At 38.9% G+C, this 16,901-nt stretch carries 19 protein-coding genes; 5 read left to right on the top strand and 14 right to left on the bottom strand.

Annotated features, from left to right (window positions below; genetic code table 11):
* Positions 1-59: 59 nt before the first annotated feature.
* A complete protein-coding gene (locus EE116_RS05125) occupies positions 60-1,502 on the top strand; it encodes a nicotinate phosphoribosyltransferase (protein WP_122873510.1) in 1,443 nt (480 codons plus the stop codon).
* Between the two features lie 1,776 nt (positions 1,503-3,278).
* Here the strand turns inward: EE116_RS05125 and EE116_RS05120 are convergent.
* The 7 genes from EE116_RS05120 to EE116_RS05090 all read right to left on the bottom strand — a co-directional run bounded on the left by EE116_RS05120 (position 3,279) and on the right by EE116_RS05090 (position 8,486).
* Positions 3,279-3,545, bottom strand: coding sequence for a Txe/YoeB family addiction module toxin (locus EE116_RS05120; protein WP_122873509.1), 267 nt, complete (start codon positions 3,543-3,545; stop codon positions 3,279-3,281).
* On the bottom strand, positions 3,538-3,807 hold the full coding sequence (locus tag EE116_RS05115; protein WP_122873508.1) for a type II toxin-antitoxin system RelB/DinJ family antitoxin: 270 nt from the start codon (positions 3,805-3,807) through the stop codon (positions 3,538-3,540). The genes EE116_RS05120 and EE116_RS05115 overlap by 8 nt, the downstream gene beginning before the upstream one ends.
* Before the next feature lie 1,185 nt (positions 3,808-4,992).
* Complete coding sequence (locus EE116_RS05110) at positions 4,993-6,876, bottom strand: nuclease-related domain-containing DEAD/DEAH box helicase (protein ID WP_241091642.1); 1,884 nt, start codon at positions 6,874-6,876, stop codon at positions 4,993-4,995.
* Between the two features lie 49 nt (positions 6,877-6,925).
* Complete coding sequence (locus tag EE116_RS05105; RefSeq protein ID WP_122873507.1) at positions 6,926-7,171, bottom strand: hypothetical protein; 246 nt, start codon at positions 7,169-7,171, stop codon at positions 6,926-6,928.
* The gene (locus EE116_RS05100) at positions 7,168-7,515 is read right to left on the bottom strand and encodes a type II toxin-antitoxin system HicB family antitoxin (RefSeq protein ID WP_122873506.1); all 348 of its coding nucleotides are present in this window, start codon (positions 7,513-7,515) and stop codon (positions 7,168-7,170) included. The genes EE116_RS05105 and EE116_RS05100 overlap by 4 nt, the downstream gene beginning before the upstream one ends.
* Complete coding sequence (locus EE116_RS05095) at positions 7,512-7,742, bottom strand: type II toxin-antitoxin system HicA family toxin (protein WP_122873505.1); 231 nt, start codon at positions 7,740-7,742, stop codon at positions 7,512-7,514. The genes EE116_RS05100 and EE116_RS05095 overlap by 4 nt, the downstream gene beginning before the upstream one ends.
* Positions 7,743-7,892: 150 nt before the next feature.
* Complete coding sequence (locus EE116_RS05090; protein ID WP_122873504.1) at positions 7,893-8,486, bottom strand: metallophosphoesterase family protein; 594 nt, start codon at positions 8,484-8,486, stop codon at positions 7,893-7,895.
* A gap of 195 nt (positions 8,487-8,681) precedes the next feature.
* On the opposite strand from EE116_RS05090, the gene EE116_RS05085 reads away from it, so the two are divergent.
* The 3 genes from EE116_RS05085 to EE116_RS05075 all read left to right on the top strand — a co-directional run bounded on the left by EE116_RS05085 (position 8,682) and on the right by EE116_RS05075 (position 10,777).
* Positions 8,682-9,056 carry a hypothetical protein gene (locus tag EE116_RS05085; RefSeq protein ID WP_122873503.1) on the top strand — a complete coding sequence of 125 codons (375 nt, stop codon included), beginning with the start codon at positions 8,682-8,684 and terminating at the stop codon, positions 9,054-9,056.
* A 133-nt stretch (positions 9,057-9,189) separates the two neighbouring features.
* Positions 9,190-9,867 (top strand): metallophosphoesterase, encoded by a 678-nt coding sequence (locus EE116_RS05080; protein WP_122873502.1) that lies wholly within the window; start codon positions 9,190-9,192, stop codon positions 9,865-9,867.
* A gap of 256 nt (positions 9,868-10,123) precedes the next feature.
* On the top strand, positions 10,124-10,777 hold the full coding sequence (locus tag EE116_RS05075; RefSeq protein ID WP_122874441.1) for a metallophosphoesterase: 654 nt from the start codon (positions 10,124-10,126) through the stop codon (positions 10,775-10,777).
* Between the two features lie 226 nt (positions 10,778-11,003).
* On the opposite strand, the gene EE116_RS05070 is transcribed toward EE116_RS05075, so the two are convergent.
* Both EE116_RS05070 and EE116_RS05065 read right to left on the bottom strand, forming a co-directional pair.
* Positions 11,004-11,498 (bottom strand): hypothetical protein, encoded by a 495-nt coding sequence (locus EE116_RS05070; RefSeq protein WP_122873501.1) that lies wholly within the window; start codon positions 11,496-11,498, stop codon positions 11,004-11,006.
* 46 nt (positions 11,499-11,544) lie between these two features.
* The gene (locus EE116_RS05065; RefSeq protein ID WP_122873500.1) at positions 11,545-11,964 is read right to left on the bottom strand and encodes a hypothetical protein; all 420 of its coding nucleotides are present in this window, start codon (positions 11,962-11,964) and stop codon (positions 11,545-11,547) included.
* Positions 11,965-12,121: 157 nt separating this feature from the next.
* Between EE116_RS05065 and EE116_RS05060 the strand changes: the two genes are divergently transcribed.
* Positions 12,122-12,568, top strand: coding sequence for a helix-turn-helix domain-containing protein (locus EE116_RS05060; RefSeq protein WP_122873499.1), 447 nt, complete (start codon positions 12,122-12,124; stop codon positions 12,566-12,568).
* 51 nt (positions 12,569-12,619) lie between these two features.
* Here the strand turns inward: EE116_RS05060 and EE116_RS05055 are convergent, their stop codons facing one another.
* The 5 genes from EE116_RS05055 to EE116_RS05035 form a co-directional block, all read right to left on the bottom strand.
* Positions 12,620-14,101 (bottom strand): type IV secretory system conjugative DNA transfer family protein, encoded by a 1,482-nt coding sequence (locus EE116_RS05055; RefSeq protein ID WP_122873498.1) that lies wholly within the window; start codon positions 14,099-14,101, stop codon positions 12,620-12,622.
* A 213-nt stretch (positions 14,102-14,314) separates the two neighbouring features.
* Positions 14,315-14,713, bottom strand: a complete 399-nt coding sequence (locus tag EE116_RS05050; protein WP_122873497.1) for a hypothetical protein — start codon at positions 14,711-14,713, stop codon at positions 14,315-14,317.
* Between the two features lie 71 nt (positions 14,714-14,784).
* Positions 14,785-15,885 carry a hypothetical protein gene (locus tag EE116_RS12590; protein ID WP_206159238.1) on the bottom strand — a complete coding sequence of 367 codons (1,101 nt, stop codon included), beginning with the start codon at positions 15,883-15,885 and terminating at the stop codon, positions 14,785-14,787.
* Positions 15,886-15,901: 16 nt separating this feature from the next.
* Positions 15,902-16,336 (bottom strand): tetratricopeptide repeat protein, encoded by a 435-nt coding sequence (locus EE116_RS05040; RefSeq protein WP_122873496.1) that lies wholly within the window; start codon positions 16,334-16,336, stop codon positions 15,902-15,904.
* Positions 16,337-16,430: 94 nt separating this feature from the next.
* The gene (locus EE116_RS05035; protein ID WP_122873495.1) at positions 16,431-16,874 is read right to left on the bottom strand and encodes an Lcl C-terminal domain-containing protein; all 444 of its coding nucleotides are present in this window, start codon (positions 16,872-16,874) and stop codon (positions 16,431-16,433) included.
* Positions 16,875-16,901 lie beyond the last annotated feature (27 nt).

Genomic DNA, 16,901 nt, shown 5'->3' with positions numbered 1-16,901 from the left:
CAGCGTCTCGCAAGCCGCGGGGTTATATCATTATCAAATTTTAACGAGAAAGGGCAAAAATGACGCAGTTTGACGCAAGAAACGTCAGCATGGTGATGGATTTTTACGAACTTACGATGGCGGAGGGGTATTTTAAAAGCGGGGACCAGCCGCGAGTGGCGTTTGACGTTTTTTACCGCAAAGTGCCTAGCGGCGGCGGTTTTGCGATATTTGCGGGACTTGAGCAAATCATTGAGTACGTAGAAAATTTTCGCTTTGAGGATAGCGACGTAGCTTATCTGCGCTCGTTAAATTTATTTAGCGAGGATTTTTTGGATTACCTGCGTAAATTTCGCTTTAGAGGCGATATATACGCATTTGCCGAAGGCACGATCATCTATCCGCAAGAGCCGTTTATAACCGTCGTGGCCTCGCCTATCGACGCGCAGCTCATAGAAACCGCGATCCTATCGCAGATAAACCACCAAAGCCTCATCGCGACCAAAGCTAGGCGCATCGTAAAAGCCGCAGACGGCAGGAGCGTGTTTGACTTCGGCGCCAGACGCGCGCATAACTTCGACGCGGCCGTATACGGCGCTAGAGCGGCCTATATCGGCGGCGTGGACGGCACGGCGACGGTTTTGGCGGCTAAGGCTTTTAGTATACCGACGACCGGCACGATGGCGCACAGCTGGGTGATGTATTTTGGCGACGAATTTGAAGCCTTTAAGCGCTACGCCCTGCTCTATCCGGGCTCCGCTTCGCTGCTCGTAGATACCTACGACGTGCTGCATAGCGGCGTGCCAAATGCGATAAAAACGGCAAAAGAAGTGCTTGAACCCATGGGTAAGCGTCTAAAAGCCGTTAGGCTAGACTCGGGCGACCTAGCGTATCTATCTAAAAAAACCCGCGCGATGCTAGATGCGGCGGGGCTACAAGACTGCAAAATCATCGTCTCAAACAGCCTGGATGAATACACCATCGCCTCGATTTTAACCCAAGGCGGACGCATAGACGGCTTTGGCGTGGGCGAACGACTGATAACGTCAAAAAGCGATCCGGTTTTCGGCGGAGTCTATAAACTAGTCGCAGTCGAAAAAGAAGGCATTTTTAGCCCGCGTATAAAGGTCTCGGAGGCCGTAGAAAAGATGACTAACCCGGGTCTAAAAAAGGTCTGGCGCATATATAAAGGCGGTCAAGCCGTCGCCGATTTGATCACGAACGCGGACGAAACGCCCGACCTCTCAAAACCCTACCGCTACATAGATCCCGATAGGCCGTGGAAGGAGCTGTATTTTGAGGGTTGCACGGCGCGGCAGCTACAAAATCTAGTCGTAAAAGACGGCAAGCGCGCAGCCGAGCCGGTAAATTTATCGCAAATCAGAGACTACGTAAAAAAGCAGCTCGAAAATGAAATTTGGCAGGAAGAGCAGCGCTTTGAAAACCCGCACAAACACTACGTCGATATGAGCGTGGGGTACTACGAGATGAAGATGAGTCTTTTGCGCAGTACAAAAAAATAAATAAAAAAACAGGCGGCTTAACTTTTACGGTAATTTTTATCGCACAAACACAAGTTTATAGATGCGAGAGACTAAGCCGCTCGTTAAATTTTCATATCGACAAAAAAAAAGTAGCAAAATAACGGTTTTCGCTTTTTAATATCAACCTATTTATTTGAAATGCGGTCCGATTTTAGAAATTTAACTTGCAATACCCTTGCAAAGCTAAATTTGGATAAAAAAAATTAGCTTATTTTGATTTCACTTTTAGTGCAAATTTTATTTTTTAATATTTTTAAAATCCAAATTTACGCGCAAAACCGCCCAAAATAGCATAGAATAAAAAGTATCTGCAAGTTTAAAATTAGCTTGATTTTACGGACTTAAACAGCTTGCGATACTTTATACATATCACAAGATCTGTCGTCCGAAAATCAAAGTATCGCTTTAGCTCGTCGCGCCTCGTCGCAGCTTTGACTAGGCTTATTTCGCCTATTTGCTATAATAATTCCTTTGGGCTTATTCACTACTTTACTACGAAACTCGTAGATAAAATTTACCGCCATTAGACATTATTTTAATGCTAGATTGTCGCTATCGCTTACAAAATACGGTTTATCTTTAACTTGGATTACTGATCCGTGCTAATAATTTGGGTATTGTATATCATTTTGGCTGACTTGGATGTGTAAAATTTGACTGTTTTTATTGGATAGTCAGAGAAAATATCAGCAAAAAACACTGCTGGTAGTTTCTTTTTATTGCCGTAACTTACTGGGTTTTCTGTACGCTTCTTGAAGTAGTGGCGGACAGAGAGGGACACTCCGCCGTACTATAAAATTTTTCTATCATTTACCACCTTTCTAAGCCCTAAATACGGGGATTTATACTATATGATATTGTATAATTTTTTACCTTTATTTACAATTATTTTTCTATCACAGACTCATCTATTTCTACAACAAGCAAAATACCGATATATCAAGATTATAAGTAATTTTATAGTTAAAAAACTGTACTAAATTTTGGAACAAGCTTTAGGAGCATTTGAGTTCACAATTCAAATCTCTTTTAGGGTATACGATTAAAATCTCTTTTTAAAATATACATAAGCATGCGTAAAACATAAGAATATTTTATCTTATTTCGTATATACTTATAAAAATAAATACTAGAGAATACATTTATTCAAACAAGATTAAAAGTATTTAAAAGCGGTAATTCTTTGGCACTGAGGCTTCTAAAAAGCCTAAAATTAGGCAACTTTAAAGAATTTACACTAAAGAGCCTTAATGATAACGAAGTGGTTTAACTCCGGTCAAAGAGGATAAGTAGAGCGAATTCTTTAAGACGCTAGATGAGCTAAAAGATGCGAGCGTTAAATTAAAAGAATTGAACAGGCTTTACCGCAAGAGCGAAATTTTGCATTTAAATTATACTAATATGATGCAGTTCAAATCGTGATAATCTTTCACTATTTCTTAAAAAAGCGTGAAAGACGCCAAGCAATGAGCTAAAACGAGCTAGAAAAATACTAAAGCGTTACGCATGGGTTAATTCCCATTATGACGATCACTCTTAAAATTTCAATTTTTCAAACTACTTTACCATAAAATTTACTTATACTTCCGCTTAAAAACGCCAGCAACGGCGCATTTTTATCTAAAACGGCGACAACTTAGGTAAAATTTATGAGTTTTTCAAGCTATCCTCTCAGATGCGTTAGCGTTGGGGCTTACAGCCTCCGTGCGGCATCTAGCCGGCGATGCGATCCTCTTGGCATCGGCTTAGCTAAAATTACTTCTCTTTGTAATGCGTTCCGACTTGTAAAATTTGCACCGTATCGCCCTTGGTCCTATAAACGATGCGGTTTTTACCGTCTATCCTGCGAGAGTAGCAACCGCTTAGATCGCCTTTTAGCGCTTCGGGCTTGCCTATACCTTCTGCTTCATTACCTCTAACGATGTCTTTGATGAGTATATTTATCTTCGCAAAAAGCTTCTTGTCGCTAGTAAAATTTAGGTAATTATCCCATGCGTCGGGATAAAACTCGATATTAAGCATCGGCTAAACTCTCAAGCTCGCTTAGATTTTTTCTTATCATCTTTACCTTGCCGCTATCTATATTTTCTATCACGCTTTTTAGATACTTCGCGTCTATTTCGTCTTTTTGCGCCGTTATGGCAAAGGGTATGGCTTGCTTATTTACCGATTGCTTTAAAAATAGCTTTATCGCCGTACCAAGATCAAGCCCGAGCTCTTTAAAGAGTTTATCGGCTTCGTTTTTGAGTTCTTTATCTACTCTAAATTGTATTAATGCATTCATTTATATGACCTTTGAAGTTAAATTGACCGCATTATAGCATATTTTTATATCCGACTCTCCTCGTATGCGTATTCCTCGTAAATTTCATCGTAACTCTCGTCAAGAAATCGCCTCACTATAAGAAAAGTCGTTTTGTATACCGGTTTTTATGTCGATTTGGTTTTTTTGGCATTAGTGCTGCTTCCTCGCATGTTTTACCCTGCGACAAGCACCTCTTAAAACCCGCCTCACACACATAAGCAATAGTCCATATTTATGTTTTTATTAAAAACCGGCCTTGTAATATCAATGGGTAAAGTCGGCATCAAGCCGCAAGCCTTGGCGAGGCATATTTTTTACTACCTGTTACTCCTTCCCGGTCACAGCCTCTCTAGCATCCTTTAGCTTCTCTTGTAGCAGATATCTTACGATAACCATTTGCTCAACGCTGAGGTCTTTTAGCTCATAGGCGTTCGTTCGGTTTTTAAAGTTAAATTCCGCTATCTCTTTTATAAATTAGGCAAACAAGCTTTTATTTGGCTCGCCGCTATCTAAATTTTGACCTTCATTTCGAAGTATCGGTAGCCTGCTCTCAAACCTATCCAAATCAAATGAAGTAGAAAAATAGATAAAAAATCCTTCCCTAAAAGCTCCACTACGGCATATTTATCGGTAGCTTCTTTTTATCTCCTCTCTTTTGTTTACACGCTCTTTGCATTTTCGTTTTGAATAACTCGCAACTCTCGTCTCGCCCAAAGGTATAATAGCTACGTTGCTTAATGTTTTAAATTTTCTCATTTTATTTTTCTCGTTTTCTAAATTTGCTATACGGGGGGGGGGGGGGGTAAATTTGTCTATTCGCTATTTCGAAGTAGCCTTTAGAGCCCTTAACTCATCTTGCTTATATCGTCTTTATTGATGCAGTCTCTCGCTCTGTCCTTAAATATATCGTCGTCAATATTTTTTAGATAATCCTGATAACTCTCGTTTTTTGATTTGAAATTCCCTATAAGCCCTAAACTTATGTCGTAGCATCCTATCAACACTGCGACGGACCTGGGCAAGGTAAGCTCTAGCCTCACCCTGCCGAACTTCGTCAAATTTAAGTTTGAGAGTATAAATTTACGTCCAAGATGAGCAAAGACTGCGAGCCTGAATTTAACCTTGCGGCAAGAAACGCCGTAAGCCCAAATTTAAAGCTAAATCTTACCCAAATAGCCCTGCTATTATAGCAAACAGTTCGCTTCCGGCCACCACTAGCTCGGCTCCGTCTTTTATATCTCTTAGCACGGGTTTTATGGAGGCTAGTTTTATTTTTGAGCTTGCGGTTTTTTCGTCTTTACTTGGCCCTTCGGCAGCTTTTGCTATGCTTGCGTATTTTTTTATCGTTTCTATTACGCTTTTAATCTCATCGGGTAAATTTTCGTCAAGTTTTTCCGGAATCGAAACGTATAAATTTTCCTTGCTTCTAGTTAATAAAACATAAATTTTTCTATAAAATAGCTTGCGGTCGTTTTTTAGCGTCGTTTGCAGAAACGGCAAAAAGTTGTGTATAACGATATTTTGAGCTTCAAGGCCTTTGATAGATTGCATTGTAAGCACGTCTATGTTTTTATCTTTTGGCAAGGCGTATTCTTTTATGGCCTCGACCGATTTTTTACTATTGCTTAAAACTACGCTAGTTTCGTTTATGGGCAAGGACTCTAAAACGCCTCTAAGCTGCGCAAAGTCATCCATAGCCCTTACGTTTACGCTTCCGTCTTGCAGTACGCATTCGATGTCTTCCAGAAAGCTTTTATCTAGGTAAAAGCTGTTTTTATAGTAGGTATTTATCGCGCTATCGTTTTGCAAGATTTCAAATGCGCACCTAGCGATATTTGACGGCGTTCGGTAGACGTTTTTTAGGTTTTTTACCCGCCCTCTCATATCTATGCGCTCAAATTTTGGATGATGAAAGATATCAGCGATGCTATTCATCGTATAGGGGTAAAATTTCTGCGCCTCGTCTATAAAAAACACGCAGTCTTTTATCTCCTCGTAAATAACCCTCATAAATCCCGCCGGCATATCCTGCGTCTCGTCGCAAAGGACATAATCGATCGGATGTTTTGCCAGATGAGCGCTAAATTTAGCTCTAAATTCAGTTATGGCTTCATCCGTTTCAAAGATTTTGTATTTTTCATCTAGGCTCGTCTTTTCGTCGATACCAAGTTTAGCCTCGTCAAATCCTATGCGATTTAAAAGCGAGATAATGGAGTATACGGCTATACTTTGCTTCATAAACCTATCGCCAAAGCTTGATCTTATGTTTTCGGCTAGGTTTTTGTTAAAACAAAGCACTAAAAATTTCTCGCTATCGTCTCGCTCTAGCCTATTTGCGACGAAATTTGCTAAAATCATCGTCTTGCCCGTGCCGGCCACGCCCCTTATCACGCGAAAGCCGCCTGTATAGCCGCTCATGATACTAAGCTGCTTACGGTCAAAAAAAATAATCTCGTCTTTCGTAATTATCGGGATGATTTTTTGTTTTAGCTTGCTTTGACTGACTAGCATTTGTGAGATTTTTAGAAACTCTTTTTTGTTTGGGATGTGATCCGCAACGGATGAGTGGAAAAACCTGGCAAATATGTCGTTGTTGTTAGCTAAATCATCTTTAAAAAATGTATGGTTTTTAAAGTTTTTATAGCTTGGATTTTTTTCATAAAATTTATCGGCCTCATCCTTGCTAACGGACGGAAAGATTACTCGGTATTCCACGTTTATCGGTACTTTTTTAAGTTCGGACTGGATTTTAGCAAGCAGCATTCTTTGATAAATTTTAACCTGCTCGTAAGGGTCGTTTGCGCTATCTATCTGATTTAAATTTGACCAGTTTTTGACCTCGATGACGTAGATACCAAATACAGGATGAAGCAATAGCAGATCAATCTCCTTTGATGAGCCTGCCGCATCATCAAGCGTGGCTTTTGGGATGAGATAGTAGTTCTCATCGCCTTTGGAGTTTAAAATTTTGCCTATGGCTTCAAATACGTCCGCCTCGCCTTGCTCGCCTTTAAAAATTTTACTAAATATGCTTTTTATTATGTTCAAGGGATTTCCTTTGTTAAATTTGAAGTATTATAGCGGTTTTTAAAAATGTTTACTTGCCGGTATTTATAAATATCTTGCAAAATTTCTCCCAATCGTGCAGATAAACCAGCCTCTCACCATCTATCTCCTTGCCGTTTTCGTCGACAAACACGCCTTGCGTCGAGCCAAGACTCTTTTTGAGCCAAAATTCGTAAAACGGCAACCTTTTAATATCGCTTTCTTTGACGCCAGAGTAGTAGCCGTTTGAAAATATCTCAAGTCCGAAGTAGGTTTTTTGTTTAGCCTGCTCTCTCATAGAGATAATGCTCTCCTGGCGGTATCGCTAAGCCAAGCCGAGCGGTTGTTGGTTATTTTATCTATGGCGTTGATTATGGATTCGGGCATAGTGATATTGATGCGTTTAAATTTTGTATCGTCGCCGGGCTCGATTATTTTTACGCCCTCTTTTAGGTCCGTTTCTATGACGAATCTAAAAGCCTTTTTTACGTCCGCTATCGCTTCAGCCTCATTTTCGCCGTCGCCCATAACCAAAGGATAATCTTTATATCTAGCCAGATATCCGCCGCCTTCGTCCTTTGATAGCTTTTTGACTATGATCTCGTAAGGCAAATTCATGTAGTATTCAACGTCTTTTTTCATTGATCGTCCTTTAACGCTTTTAAAACTATTTTTACGTAAATCGGCTTGATCGGGCGTTTATACGGTATGGTTATCGTATCTTTGCCCGACTTTCTAAACTGCCAATGGCTTGAACCGTTATTTGAGGCGCTATATCCTTCGTTTTCTAGTAAAATTTTAAGCGTCTCAAACCTAACGTTAAGAGGATTTTGGGTAAGTTCGCGTATCAATTTATCTTTTTTGCTCACCTTAAATCCTTATTTTTAGTAAGTATTATATACACATCTAGCTTACTTTATTTTTAATGTTTCAATCGTTCTAAAAATTTTAAACGACGTAGCTTATCAAAAAACCAATTCGTAACTCGCACTAAAGCCATTTTTTCAGTTAGAGGCGTTTTATATCTCCACGACGATAATCTTCGGTTCTTTTAAATTCCTATCGCAACCGGGATTATAAATCGTGGTATACTTTAGCCTGCATATATTTTTTATAGGATTATGGGTATGCCCGCAAAGAAGGATTTTTGGGCTTATGACTTGTTTGCCGATAGCATTATAAAGTTTTTCGCTACCGTAATCATTGCCGCTAGCACCCACGGAAGCCTTCGTGTAGGCAGGCGGAACATGCGAAAGTAAAACATCGCACTGAGTAAATTTTTCATAATTAGGCCTCAAATATGGAACACAGCCGAATTTTACTCCGTCTATTTCTTTTACGGCGTTGTCTGCGTAAACTTTTGGGATATCGTTTAACCACTCTTGCTCGTAGGCCAGCCCTACGTCGTGATTTCCGCTGCAAACAAATACAGGTTTAGTAAAATTTGTAATCCATTTGCTAACGTAAGCTATCTGCGGAGCTATCCCGCCCTCGTCAAAAGCGTCGATAAAATCGCCCGTTATACAAATAACGTCGAAATTTGATTCAGTATCTTTGATAAATTTGAACCACGATTTATTAAAATGCAGATCTGTCGCATGGAGAATTTTCATTGGGAAGCCTTGAAATTTATTGGAATTTTAACATGGGTCGAATAAAAATATGATTACGTGAAGTCCAATTTTATGGGCTTTTAACAATATCAATAAATAAATTTACGATTTTTCTCATGCGTGACCCGTTTTTGCTTGCATCCATTCTCGTGATTCGATACACTGCCCTTATAACTTCAATAAAAAGGAGAACTCATGGTTAGATATACAGATTTTTTCAAAAACTGTAGTATCATTTTTTGTGGTGAATATTTTCAAGTTGCGGGCTATATCGGGCTAAAATTTTATCAGCTCAATCTGCCAAACGACCCCTGGATGTGGGAGAACAGCGATGAAACGCTGGAAAAAATAGAGTTTGATGAAAAAGCAGGAGAATACTTGTGTTTCATTGAGACGTCTTATTTTTCGGATCACAGCTACTACTGTTTCGTAAAATACAAGCTTGAAGACGGCGAAGATTCGAAAGTATTTCGCGTCAAGAGCTACGAGTTCGTTCATCCGCAGGACTCAAAGCGCATAGAAGAGCTGGAAGAAATTGTTAGAAACAGCGAAGGGGTATACTTGAAATAATTTTTCAGCTGAAATTTGTACAAATTACTACAAATTTCAGCCAATTTTTATCTTTTATGAATAAAATTCCACTACCTTTATACAAAAAACTTAACCCAAAAATTTTCCACAAATTTACGCACAAGAACCAAAAATGATAAAGATAAAACATATAAACGAAGATAACTATGCGCGGATTTTCGTATTCGGCGATCTGCACGGCAGTCTCGGGCTTTTTGAGCTGATGATTGAAAAGATAAATTTAACAAAAAGCGATTTGGTTATAATCCTAGGCGACAGCTGCGACCGAGGTGAGGATACGATCGGACTGTATCAAAGATATATCGAGCTAATCAAAGACGGATACAACCTACTTCACGTGCTTGGAAATCACGAAAAGATGATGTTTGACGGATTTTTCGGTTGCGATCCGATGGAGTATCAAATTTGGATCAAAAACGGCGGAAACAAGACGAAGAAATCAATTTGTAAGAGAAATTTAAGTAGATTTTCTCTTACTTGGCTCAAAAATTTCATCAGCAATATGCCCCACGTCGTAAGCTCTGAAAAAAGCATATTCGTCCACGCAGCCTTTGACGGCGGCAAAAGCGAAGAGGAGCAGGACGAGGACTACGTACTATGGAGTATAGAGCCCTTTTGGGAGAGTAATAATACGGGTAAGAGGATATTTCACGGGCACGTCGCAAGCGAAGAAAATAGGATAACCAGACGCGAAAATAACGTCTTTTCGATGGACGTAGGGGCCGTGTTTTTCAAGCGCCTAGTTATCATGGAAATAAAAAGCGGCGCGAAATTTGAAGTAAGCCTATAAGTCTAAATTTAAGCATAAATTTAGCATTTTAATAGGATAAATGCAGCTAGGCTTGTAAATTTAGCAAGGTTGCGTAAGCCGTACCCGTCTCAAAATCTAGAGCAAATTTAAAGCCGCACGGCTTATACCGTCTTAAATTTAATCCAAAAGCCAAAAAACAGGCAAATTCGCAAATTTGGGCAATCTTTTACGAATTTGAGCGTCAAGGATTATTTGCTTGGCCGCCGTAAATTTTAAATACATTTTAGGAAAAACGATGATTTATTTTACCTCCGATTTGCATTTCGGACATAGTAGTATCATGAAATTTCATCCATGCTTTAGGCCTTTTTCTGGCGTAGAGGAGATGGATAGGGCGCTCATTCGCCTCTGGAACTCGCGCGTAAATCCCTGCGACACGGTTTATAACATAGGCGATCTAAGCTTTCACAAGGATATGCAGACCAGCATATCAATCTTTAGCAAGCTAAACGGAAAGCACGTCCTAGTGCTAGGAAATCACGATGAAGCGATAAAAAAGCGCAAAGACGAGCTACTAGGCATAAAAAAGCAAGACGGCAACGCGCTGTTTGAGGAAATTTGCGAATACAAAGATATAACCGTGCAGCACGGACAGGATAAATTTCGCCTCGTGCTCTTTCACTATCCGCTAGCCGAGTGGAACGCATGCCACCACGGCGCGATCCAGCTCTACGGCCATATCCACGCAAATATCGCAAATATAAAAGGCAAGGCGCTAAACGTCGGCTACGACCTGCACGGCAAGATTTTAAGCTTTGAGGAAATTTATGATTTCGTTAAAGACCTGCCGCCGTTTGAGTATAGCGAACATAGGATGTTTAGTGAAGAAGATAGCGTAGAGAGCCGGAGCGCAAGGATAAAAGAGGTTTTGGAAAAAAATAACACATAGAGGATGTATTTTAACGGTTAAATATATTGATATCCATGAAATACTAGGAGTATTTGCGTATTGAGATAGCCTTTAATCGGCTATCTCAAATCTCGCTACAACTATAAAATAAACAGGATAAATACTGACTGTTACATTGTAAAATAATATCAAGAACAATACTTGGGGCTTTATATTTTAAAACAGAGTATTAATAAATTTTACCCAGTAACATATAGCCATAACGTCATTTATATATTTTTAAAGCATAGGCCGTGATTTTGGTATTAGTATAAGTATCTCTTTCTTGTTTTACATTTACCCCACCAAAAAATCCTTTAGTTACTTTAGCATCGCCGTAAACGGTTCCAGAGTTTGTTGATTCATTTTCTATTACTAAGCCATTGGCGCCCAGTTTAACAGCTTGCTCCCTAATGTTAATATCGGTATCCAAAGAATCTTCTTCGCATGCGCTCACTTGTCCTAATATCTGATAATTTATGCGCTGTAAATGAAAAGCCGGAATATCAGGGCATATGCTTTTTAAATATTCAAGTCTTTGCTCTTTCTTTTTTCTTTTTTTAGCATCGATGATTCCGATTTGTGCAAAAGTCAAAAAATAGTCAAAAACTATTGATGCAAATAAAACAACGCCAGATTTCCATTCCGTCAAAGCACTAAATATAAAAACCAAAGCAACGAAATTTACAAACCCAAAAAAACAAACCTTAAGCAATAACATAAAATTTCCTCCTATAAATTAAAATAAACACGATCTGTTGCCAAGATCACCTTAGATTAAATTTAAATGTGCCCCTGCTTGTTACTATTTTTATATTTTCTACAGCGCATTCCACAGTGTTAAATCCAACAGTCTCACCAAAATCAAGCCTCACTACTCTTTGATCCGGTATTTGCCTAACGCCCTCATTTGTAACTTCGTCAAATGCGTCGTTACCGGTAAACATAGAAAGAAGTGTTGAAGCAAGCGCCGCATATACTTTTTCATAATCTATGAGCATACATTCTCCATCATTAACTGTCGATTTAGAAAGGTCAACGGTTAAAGAACCATTATATAAAGACTTTATCTCAATATAATTAACGTTATTATTCTTGCGCACAAATCTTATGTCTATCGGCGCATCTTTTCCAAACGCTAACGACGCTCCAAACAATAAAACAAAAACTAAAAACAACTTTTTCATAAAATTCTCCTATATGAATTTAAAATAAAGAATAATTTTTATAAAAATTATTCTTGTAGGATACTAAAATTTATCAATTTTTGCCGTATAGAATAAATATTTCTAATAGCATAATATTGCTCAATATAATTCAAAAGTTACCCGCAAAGGATAAATTATGCAAATATACGAGCGTATAAATCAGATCCTAAAAAACAAAGGCTTAAAGAAAAAAGACTTTTTAAATAGATTTCTTTCTCTAAATCCGACTCTAAAAAGTAGCGGCGAAAGTCCGTCGATACCATCTATCTACAACTACCTAAGCGGCAACAGAGAGATCAAAGCCGAGCTAATTCCATTTATCGCCAAGGCTCTTGAGGTTAGCGAACAAGAGCTTTTTTTAGACGACGATAACTCGGCCGATCTGCTAAAAGGGCTACTAAATAGGCAAGGCCAGAGCTCGGCGCTAAACCGTAAAAATCAGCTCATCATGGAGCTGCTTAGCCTTTGCGAATATGCCTCCGAGCCGCTTTTGGAGCGGATTTTAGGCGTACTTGAAAAAAACAAAGAAGTATGCATTCAGGGTATGAAGCAGCTCTCCGATATAAATTTGAACAGACTTTAGTATGCCTTAATCACGACTTAGGCCTCGCAACTACCCATCGCCCCTGCCGCATTAAATTCCAAGCACACTATCTTTTAGCTCACCAATTTTCTCCTTTCCGCTCTTTACGTCCACGAGGGTTATCTGCCCGTTTCTAAAATGCCATTCGTTAAATTTCATCACGCATCCTTTGGCTTTTTTTTCGAGTATTTTTTCTTGTAGTTTATTTATGAGCTCAAACTCATACGTTGCCTCGCGCTTCTCGATCTCGTCTATAAACATCGGCTTTAGCAAATTTCTCTCACCGTCATGTAAACACTCAAAAGGCTTTAGTTTAGAGCAGTTTACCGCGTCCGCGCCGATGGTAAACAAGCTTTTGTTTTTCATCAGATATATGTCTACCATATTTCCTATCAAGGCTTCGTATTTATCATATCCCAGCTCCTTTTTTAGAGTGGATTCGTTTTGAAAGGCGAGGATAAGTTCGACCTTACTTTGGCGCAAAATTTCCTCGTGAAAATTTGAGTTTTTGCCGGCGATTTTTGCCGTTTCATCTAAAAATAAGCTAATAGGGATCAAATTTTTCCCACCGGCTCTTTTGATAAAGCTCGGAATAAAGCTATCTAAAAGCATAGCCAAAGTTTGGCTACTTGAGTTTATCGCGTTAAACACGACTATCTTGCCTTCGTTTAGATACTGCGAGATACTGTTTTTGTTGGCGTTTACCGTCTCGTCGTCGGCTAGTTCGTTGATAACGGTAGCCATGATGGAGAGATTTCTAAAGTCATTTATTACCCTTTCCTCGTTTTTTGCTTTAGTAAGATCAAATCTACCCATAATATCGATCAAATTTTGCTTAGACGCTAGCAGATCTTTAAGCCTCAGGCGAACCTCTTTTTTCTCGTTTACGACTTGGTCTAGGTTTAATTTCAAGTCGCCGTTAACGCTTGCTAAAAATTCGGTAAATTTTAAAATATCCTGCGTCAAATTTCTTATAGTGTGGATATTGAACGGATATGCGTCGCTTAGGCGGACGGCTTGAGCAAAACCCCTTATGTTATGTTTTCCAACGATGTCCGTAAATTCGCCCAATGCTTTTAAAAAGTTAAATATACTCAGCGTCAAATTTGCGCCGTATTCTTGCCAAAAACTATCTATGGTTTTCATAAGAGAGCTAGTGGTATTTTTAAAGTCTCTGCCCGAGATATCTTTGATCAAATTTATCTTTTCGCCAAGAAACGTTCCGACAACGACGACATCCTTTAACCTGCCCGCTCTTTTAGCCAGAGCCTTAACCGCGCTCTCTTCGCAACCTTTGTAGTCAAACACGAATATTCCATGCCCTCTTTGCATCCTGTCGAGCAAATTTGGATATATCATCGAAGTAGTTTTGCCGCAACCAGTCTCGCCGATGATAGCAGCGTGAGTGAAGTTGCAAGGGATTATGAGATTGCCCTCCTTGCAAATTTGCGCGTCTTCTTCTTGTTTGGCAAATCCTATCTCGCCAGAGCTTTGCTCTCCCTCTTCGTACCTTAAAAAACCTATCGGTCTCATCTTTTCTCCTTTGTTTTGAAATTATGATGGAATTGTCGCATCTTTCTTTCAGAAGCTTCTGAATGACGCGCCTGTCGGGGTTTGATTAAAAATTTGAGATAAAAAATGGAAGGTAAATTTGAGAAAATTAAGGCAAAAGAGGTAAAAAAATAGCAGAAAGGTAAAAACTAGAGTTAAATTTAAAGGGCGCGGTAATATTTGCGCCCAAATTTACTATAAATGCAGCAAAAACATCAAAAAAACGCCAAATATCGTCCCAAAAACAAATGCCTCAAGCCTAATAAGGGAGATGTTTTTTATAAACTTATTCATAGATTTTATAAAAGTATTTTGAGCGCGGGTGTATTCTATTGCTCTTTGTCTTAGCAAATAGGTGCACGGAAAGATATTTTCCTTAAAGTAGGAAACGCAGTCTTGTAGTCTCTCGACGGTTTCTTTAGGGTCGTCTATGCCTATACCGGCCGTTGCTAGTACGAATTTTATCTCTAGCGCCTCGACGGAGTTTTGGGTTTCGTCGGCAAATTTATCGTATTTTTCCTTGATATAGGCGATTATCTCCTCGCCGCTTTTCCCGGCTATTTCGCTTTGCGCGCTATCTTGTGGTTCTTGCATATCTTCTCCTTTGTAAAAATATGCAAGAATTATAGCTTTAGTCTTTCAGAAGCTTTTGAAAGCCGCCACTGCTACATTTTAGGATGAAATAGATCGTTTATGAAATTTGGATTTAGCATAAACATCATGGAGTAAAAGGTTAAAATTTGAGCCGTCGTTTCCTCGTCTTCTTTGGCATTTGGACTAACGAGTAAAATTTCGTCTTTCTTATTTTTGTTTAAGATATGTTTGCACTCTTTTAAAAACTCTATTAGTTTATCTGAAAACAGCCCCATGACATGCAGGGTCTTATCTTGGATCTTGATAGCTATTTTTTCTTTGAAGTCTATTAGGGTGATTGGATTTGAGGTTAAATTTTGCGTAAAAAAAGCCATTGTAGGCGATGCTAATTTGACCGGTGATGGGGCGGCATACATCATTGCGGATGAGGTAGCACTAGGCGTATTTACAGCGGGCAAAGGTTTGCCAACTATTATTTTATAAGCTTTGGCTGCATTTAAAGATATATCCTCAAAAAGTTCATCGTCAAATTTTGCCTTTAGAATACCGCTTAAAGAAATTTCTGAATCAACCACCGAAAAAAACGGTAAGTAAAATAGCTCAGAACAATCTTTGTCTATTTTAAATACCTTGTCCATTACTTTCAAGAAATTATTTTCGCATATCGGAAGCCAAATTCTACAATCATCGTTGCAAGAAGTAATGGCCAAATACTTATTAACGGCCAATTTTATAAACTGAGCTTTTTGAAGCCTTCTTTCTTTATCTTTGCAAATTTGAGAAATAGCGTTAGGCGTAGGTATTTTAATCTTTTTCTCTAAGTCGCCGATATTTAATTTAATGGTTTTTGTTTTACCGTTTTCTTTAACTTTGCTCTTCAGTAGCCCATCCAGCAAGGACTCCATAGGTACTTTCAAATAACCTTCTTTGGCAACTGAATTATCTCCTTCTTTGGCAACTGAATTATCTCCTTCTTTGGCAACTGAATTATCTCCTATATAATCAAAAAACGCCTCAAAGTGCTCGCGTTTATTTTTAAAAAATTCTATGTAGTTACTGTTTTTTAAAAAACTATTCTCTATTTCGCCTCTACCTTGTTTATATATTATGTACAGTTGTTCGTATGTAGCGGTGAGTTTCGTGCTTGCGTTTAATGCGTCTTTTTTGTTCATATTTTATTCCTTAAATCTAAAATTCAAGCGATAAGTCGTCTTCATTACTCTTATTAAAAATTCCTCGAAAAGGATGTTTTTTAAGTTCTATCTCGTAAAGCTCATTTTCGATTTTTTCCCTTAGATGTTCGTCGTCGCAGTCTAAAGCCTCAAGCGCTTCCTTGAGCAACTTTTGAGCTTCGTCGAGCTTATCTTGCCTCGCAAGGCAAACGGCGAGCCTGTAAAGACATCTGGCAAGCTGATCCTGCGGGACTTTGCGAACTATGTCTTTTAGCTCGCAAATCGCCTCTTCTTTTTCCTTCTTTGAAATTTTAAGCTCCAAAAGTCCCAAATTTAGCTCAAAAGCGCGCTCGAAAAGATTGTTTTCCATAGCAACGGCGATGTGCTGTTTATAAAAGCGTTTTTTATCAAATTTAACGCTTAGAGACGTTGTTCTTTTTAGATTGTTCATTTTTGTTCCTTTGGGCTGAATTATACCAAATTTAGGCTTTATAATGTCCTGAAAGCGGCAAACATTCACCGCCTCAAGGCCGAAATTTTAAATTTTAGTAGTTTCGGACGCAGCGGATGAAGTGGCGATCTGAAGATCTTTCGAAGTCGCCGTAGCTACCGTCTATAAAATTCACATTCCATATACAATTCCTACTGATTACACTTTTTTCACTTGTCCAATATTTCCCAGATTCGATATTTTTAAAGGCTTCGTTTATCGCTGGATTATACCTACCATCGTCGGTAATGCTCAAAAGTTCGAATCTAGTAGGCAGCCTCCAGTCCGAATATCCGGCTAGACCTAGCTTTTCGCAATAGCGTCTAGAGTCATTCCATTCGTATTTATAAGTAGTGTTGTCCTGCCACATTAATCTCCCAAGCTTGTCTTCCTCGCATATTACGACTCTTTTATCGTCGTCCCTATGACAAACAGCTTTTAAGGCTTCGGAGTTCGCTGATACAAAAAGTAGCGCTATAGCTATTAAATATTTATTCATAGATTATCCTTTATTTTTAATTTTCTA

The organism is Campylobacter showae, from assembly GCF_900573985.1.
Taxonomy (GTDB): Bacteria; Campylobacterota; Campylobacteria; order Campylobacterales; family Campylobacteraceae; genus Campylobacter_A; species Campylobacter_A showae_E.
Note: the sequence above shows the minus strand (reverse complement) of the source record. Positions and strands in the feature narration are given on the sequence as shown.

What these genes read in the sequence shown, in the direction of transcription:
- EE116_RS05125 (WP_122873510.1), top strand. Translation starts at nt 60, where the DNA reads ATGACGCAGTTTGACGCAAGAAACGTCAGCATGGTGATGGATTTTTAC.
- EE116_RS05120 (WP_122873509.1), bottom strand. Translation starts at nt 3,545, where the DNA reads ATGCTTAATATCGAGTTTTATCCCGACGCATGGGATAATTACCTAAAT.
- EE116_RS05115 (WP_122873508.1), bottom strand. Translation starts at nt 3,807, where the DNA reads ATGAATGCATTAATACAATTTAGAGTAGATAAAGAACTCAAAAACGAA.
- EE116_RS05105 (WP_122873507.1), bottom strand. Translation starts at nt 7,171, where the DNA reads ATGAGAGAGCAGGCTAAACAAAAAACCTACTTCGGACTTGAGATATTT.
- EE116_RS05100 (WP_122873506.1), bottom strand. Translation starts at nt 7,515, where the DNA reads ATGAAAAAAGACGTTGAATACTACATGAATTTGCCTTACGAGATCATA.
- EE116_RS05090 (WP_122873504.1), bottom strand. Translation starts at nt 8,486, where the DNA reads ATGAAAATTCTCCATGCGACAGATCTGCATTTTAATAAATCGTGGTTC.
- EE116_RS05085 (WP_122873503.1), top strand. Translation starts at nt 8,682, where the DNA reads ATGGTTAGATATACAGATTTTTTCAAAAACTGTAGTATCATTTTTTGT.
- EE116_RS05080 (WP_122873502.1), top strand. Translation starts at nt 9,190, where the DNA reads ATGATAAAGATAAAACATATAAACGAAGATAACTATGCGCGGATTTTC.
- EE116_RS05075 (WP_122874441.1), top strand. Translation starts at nt 10,124, where the DNA reads ATGATTTATTTTACCTCCGATTTGCATTTCGGACATAGTAGTATCATG.
- EE116_RS05070 (WP_122873501.1), bottom strand. Translation starts at nt 11,498, where the DNA reads ATGTTATTGCTTAAGGTTTGTTTTTTTGGGTTTGTAAATTTCGTTGCT.
- EE116_RS05065 (WP_122873500.1), bottom strand. Translation starts at nt 11,964, where the DNA reads ATGAAAAAGTTGTTTTTAGTTTTTGTTTTATTGTTTGGAGCGTCGTTA.
- EE116_RS05060 (WP_122873499.1), top strand. Translation starts at nt 12,122, where the DNA reads ATGCAAATATACGAGCGTATAAATCAGATCCTAAAAAACAAAGGCTTA.
- EE116_RS05055 (WP_122873498.1), bottom strand. Translation starts at nt 14,101, where the DNA reads ATGAGACCGATAGGTTTTTTAAGGTACGAAGAGGGAGAGCAAAGCTCT.
- EE116_RS05050 (WP_122873497.1), bottom strand. Translation starts at nt 14,713, where the DNA reads ATGCAAGAACCACAAGATAGCGCGCAAAGCGAAATAGCCGGGAAAAGC.
- EE116_RS12590 (WP_206159238.1), bottom strand. Translation starts at nt 15,885, where the DNA reads ATGAACAAAAAAGACGCATTAAACGCAAGCACGAAACTCACCGCTACA.
- EE116_RS05040 (WP_122873496.1), bottom strand. Translation starts at nt 16,336, where the DNA reads ATGAACAATCTAAAAAGAACAACGTCTCTAAGCGTTAAATTTGATAAA.
- EE116_RS05035 (WP_122873495.1), bottom strand. Translation starts at nt 16,874, where the DNA reads ATGAATAAATATTTAATAGCTATAGCGCTACTTTTTGTATCAGCGAAC.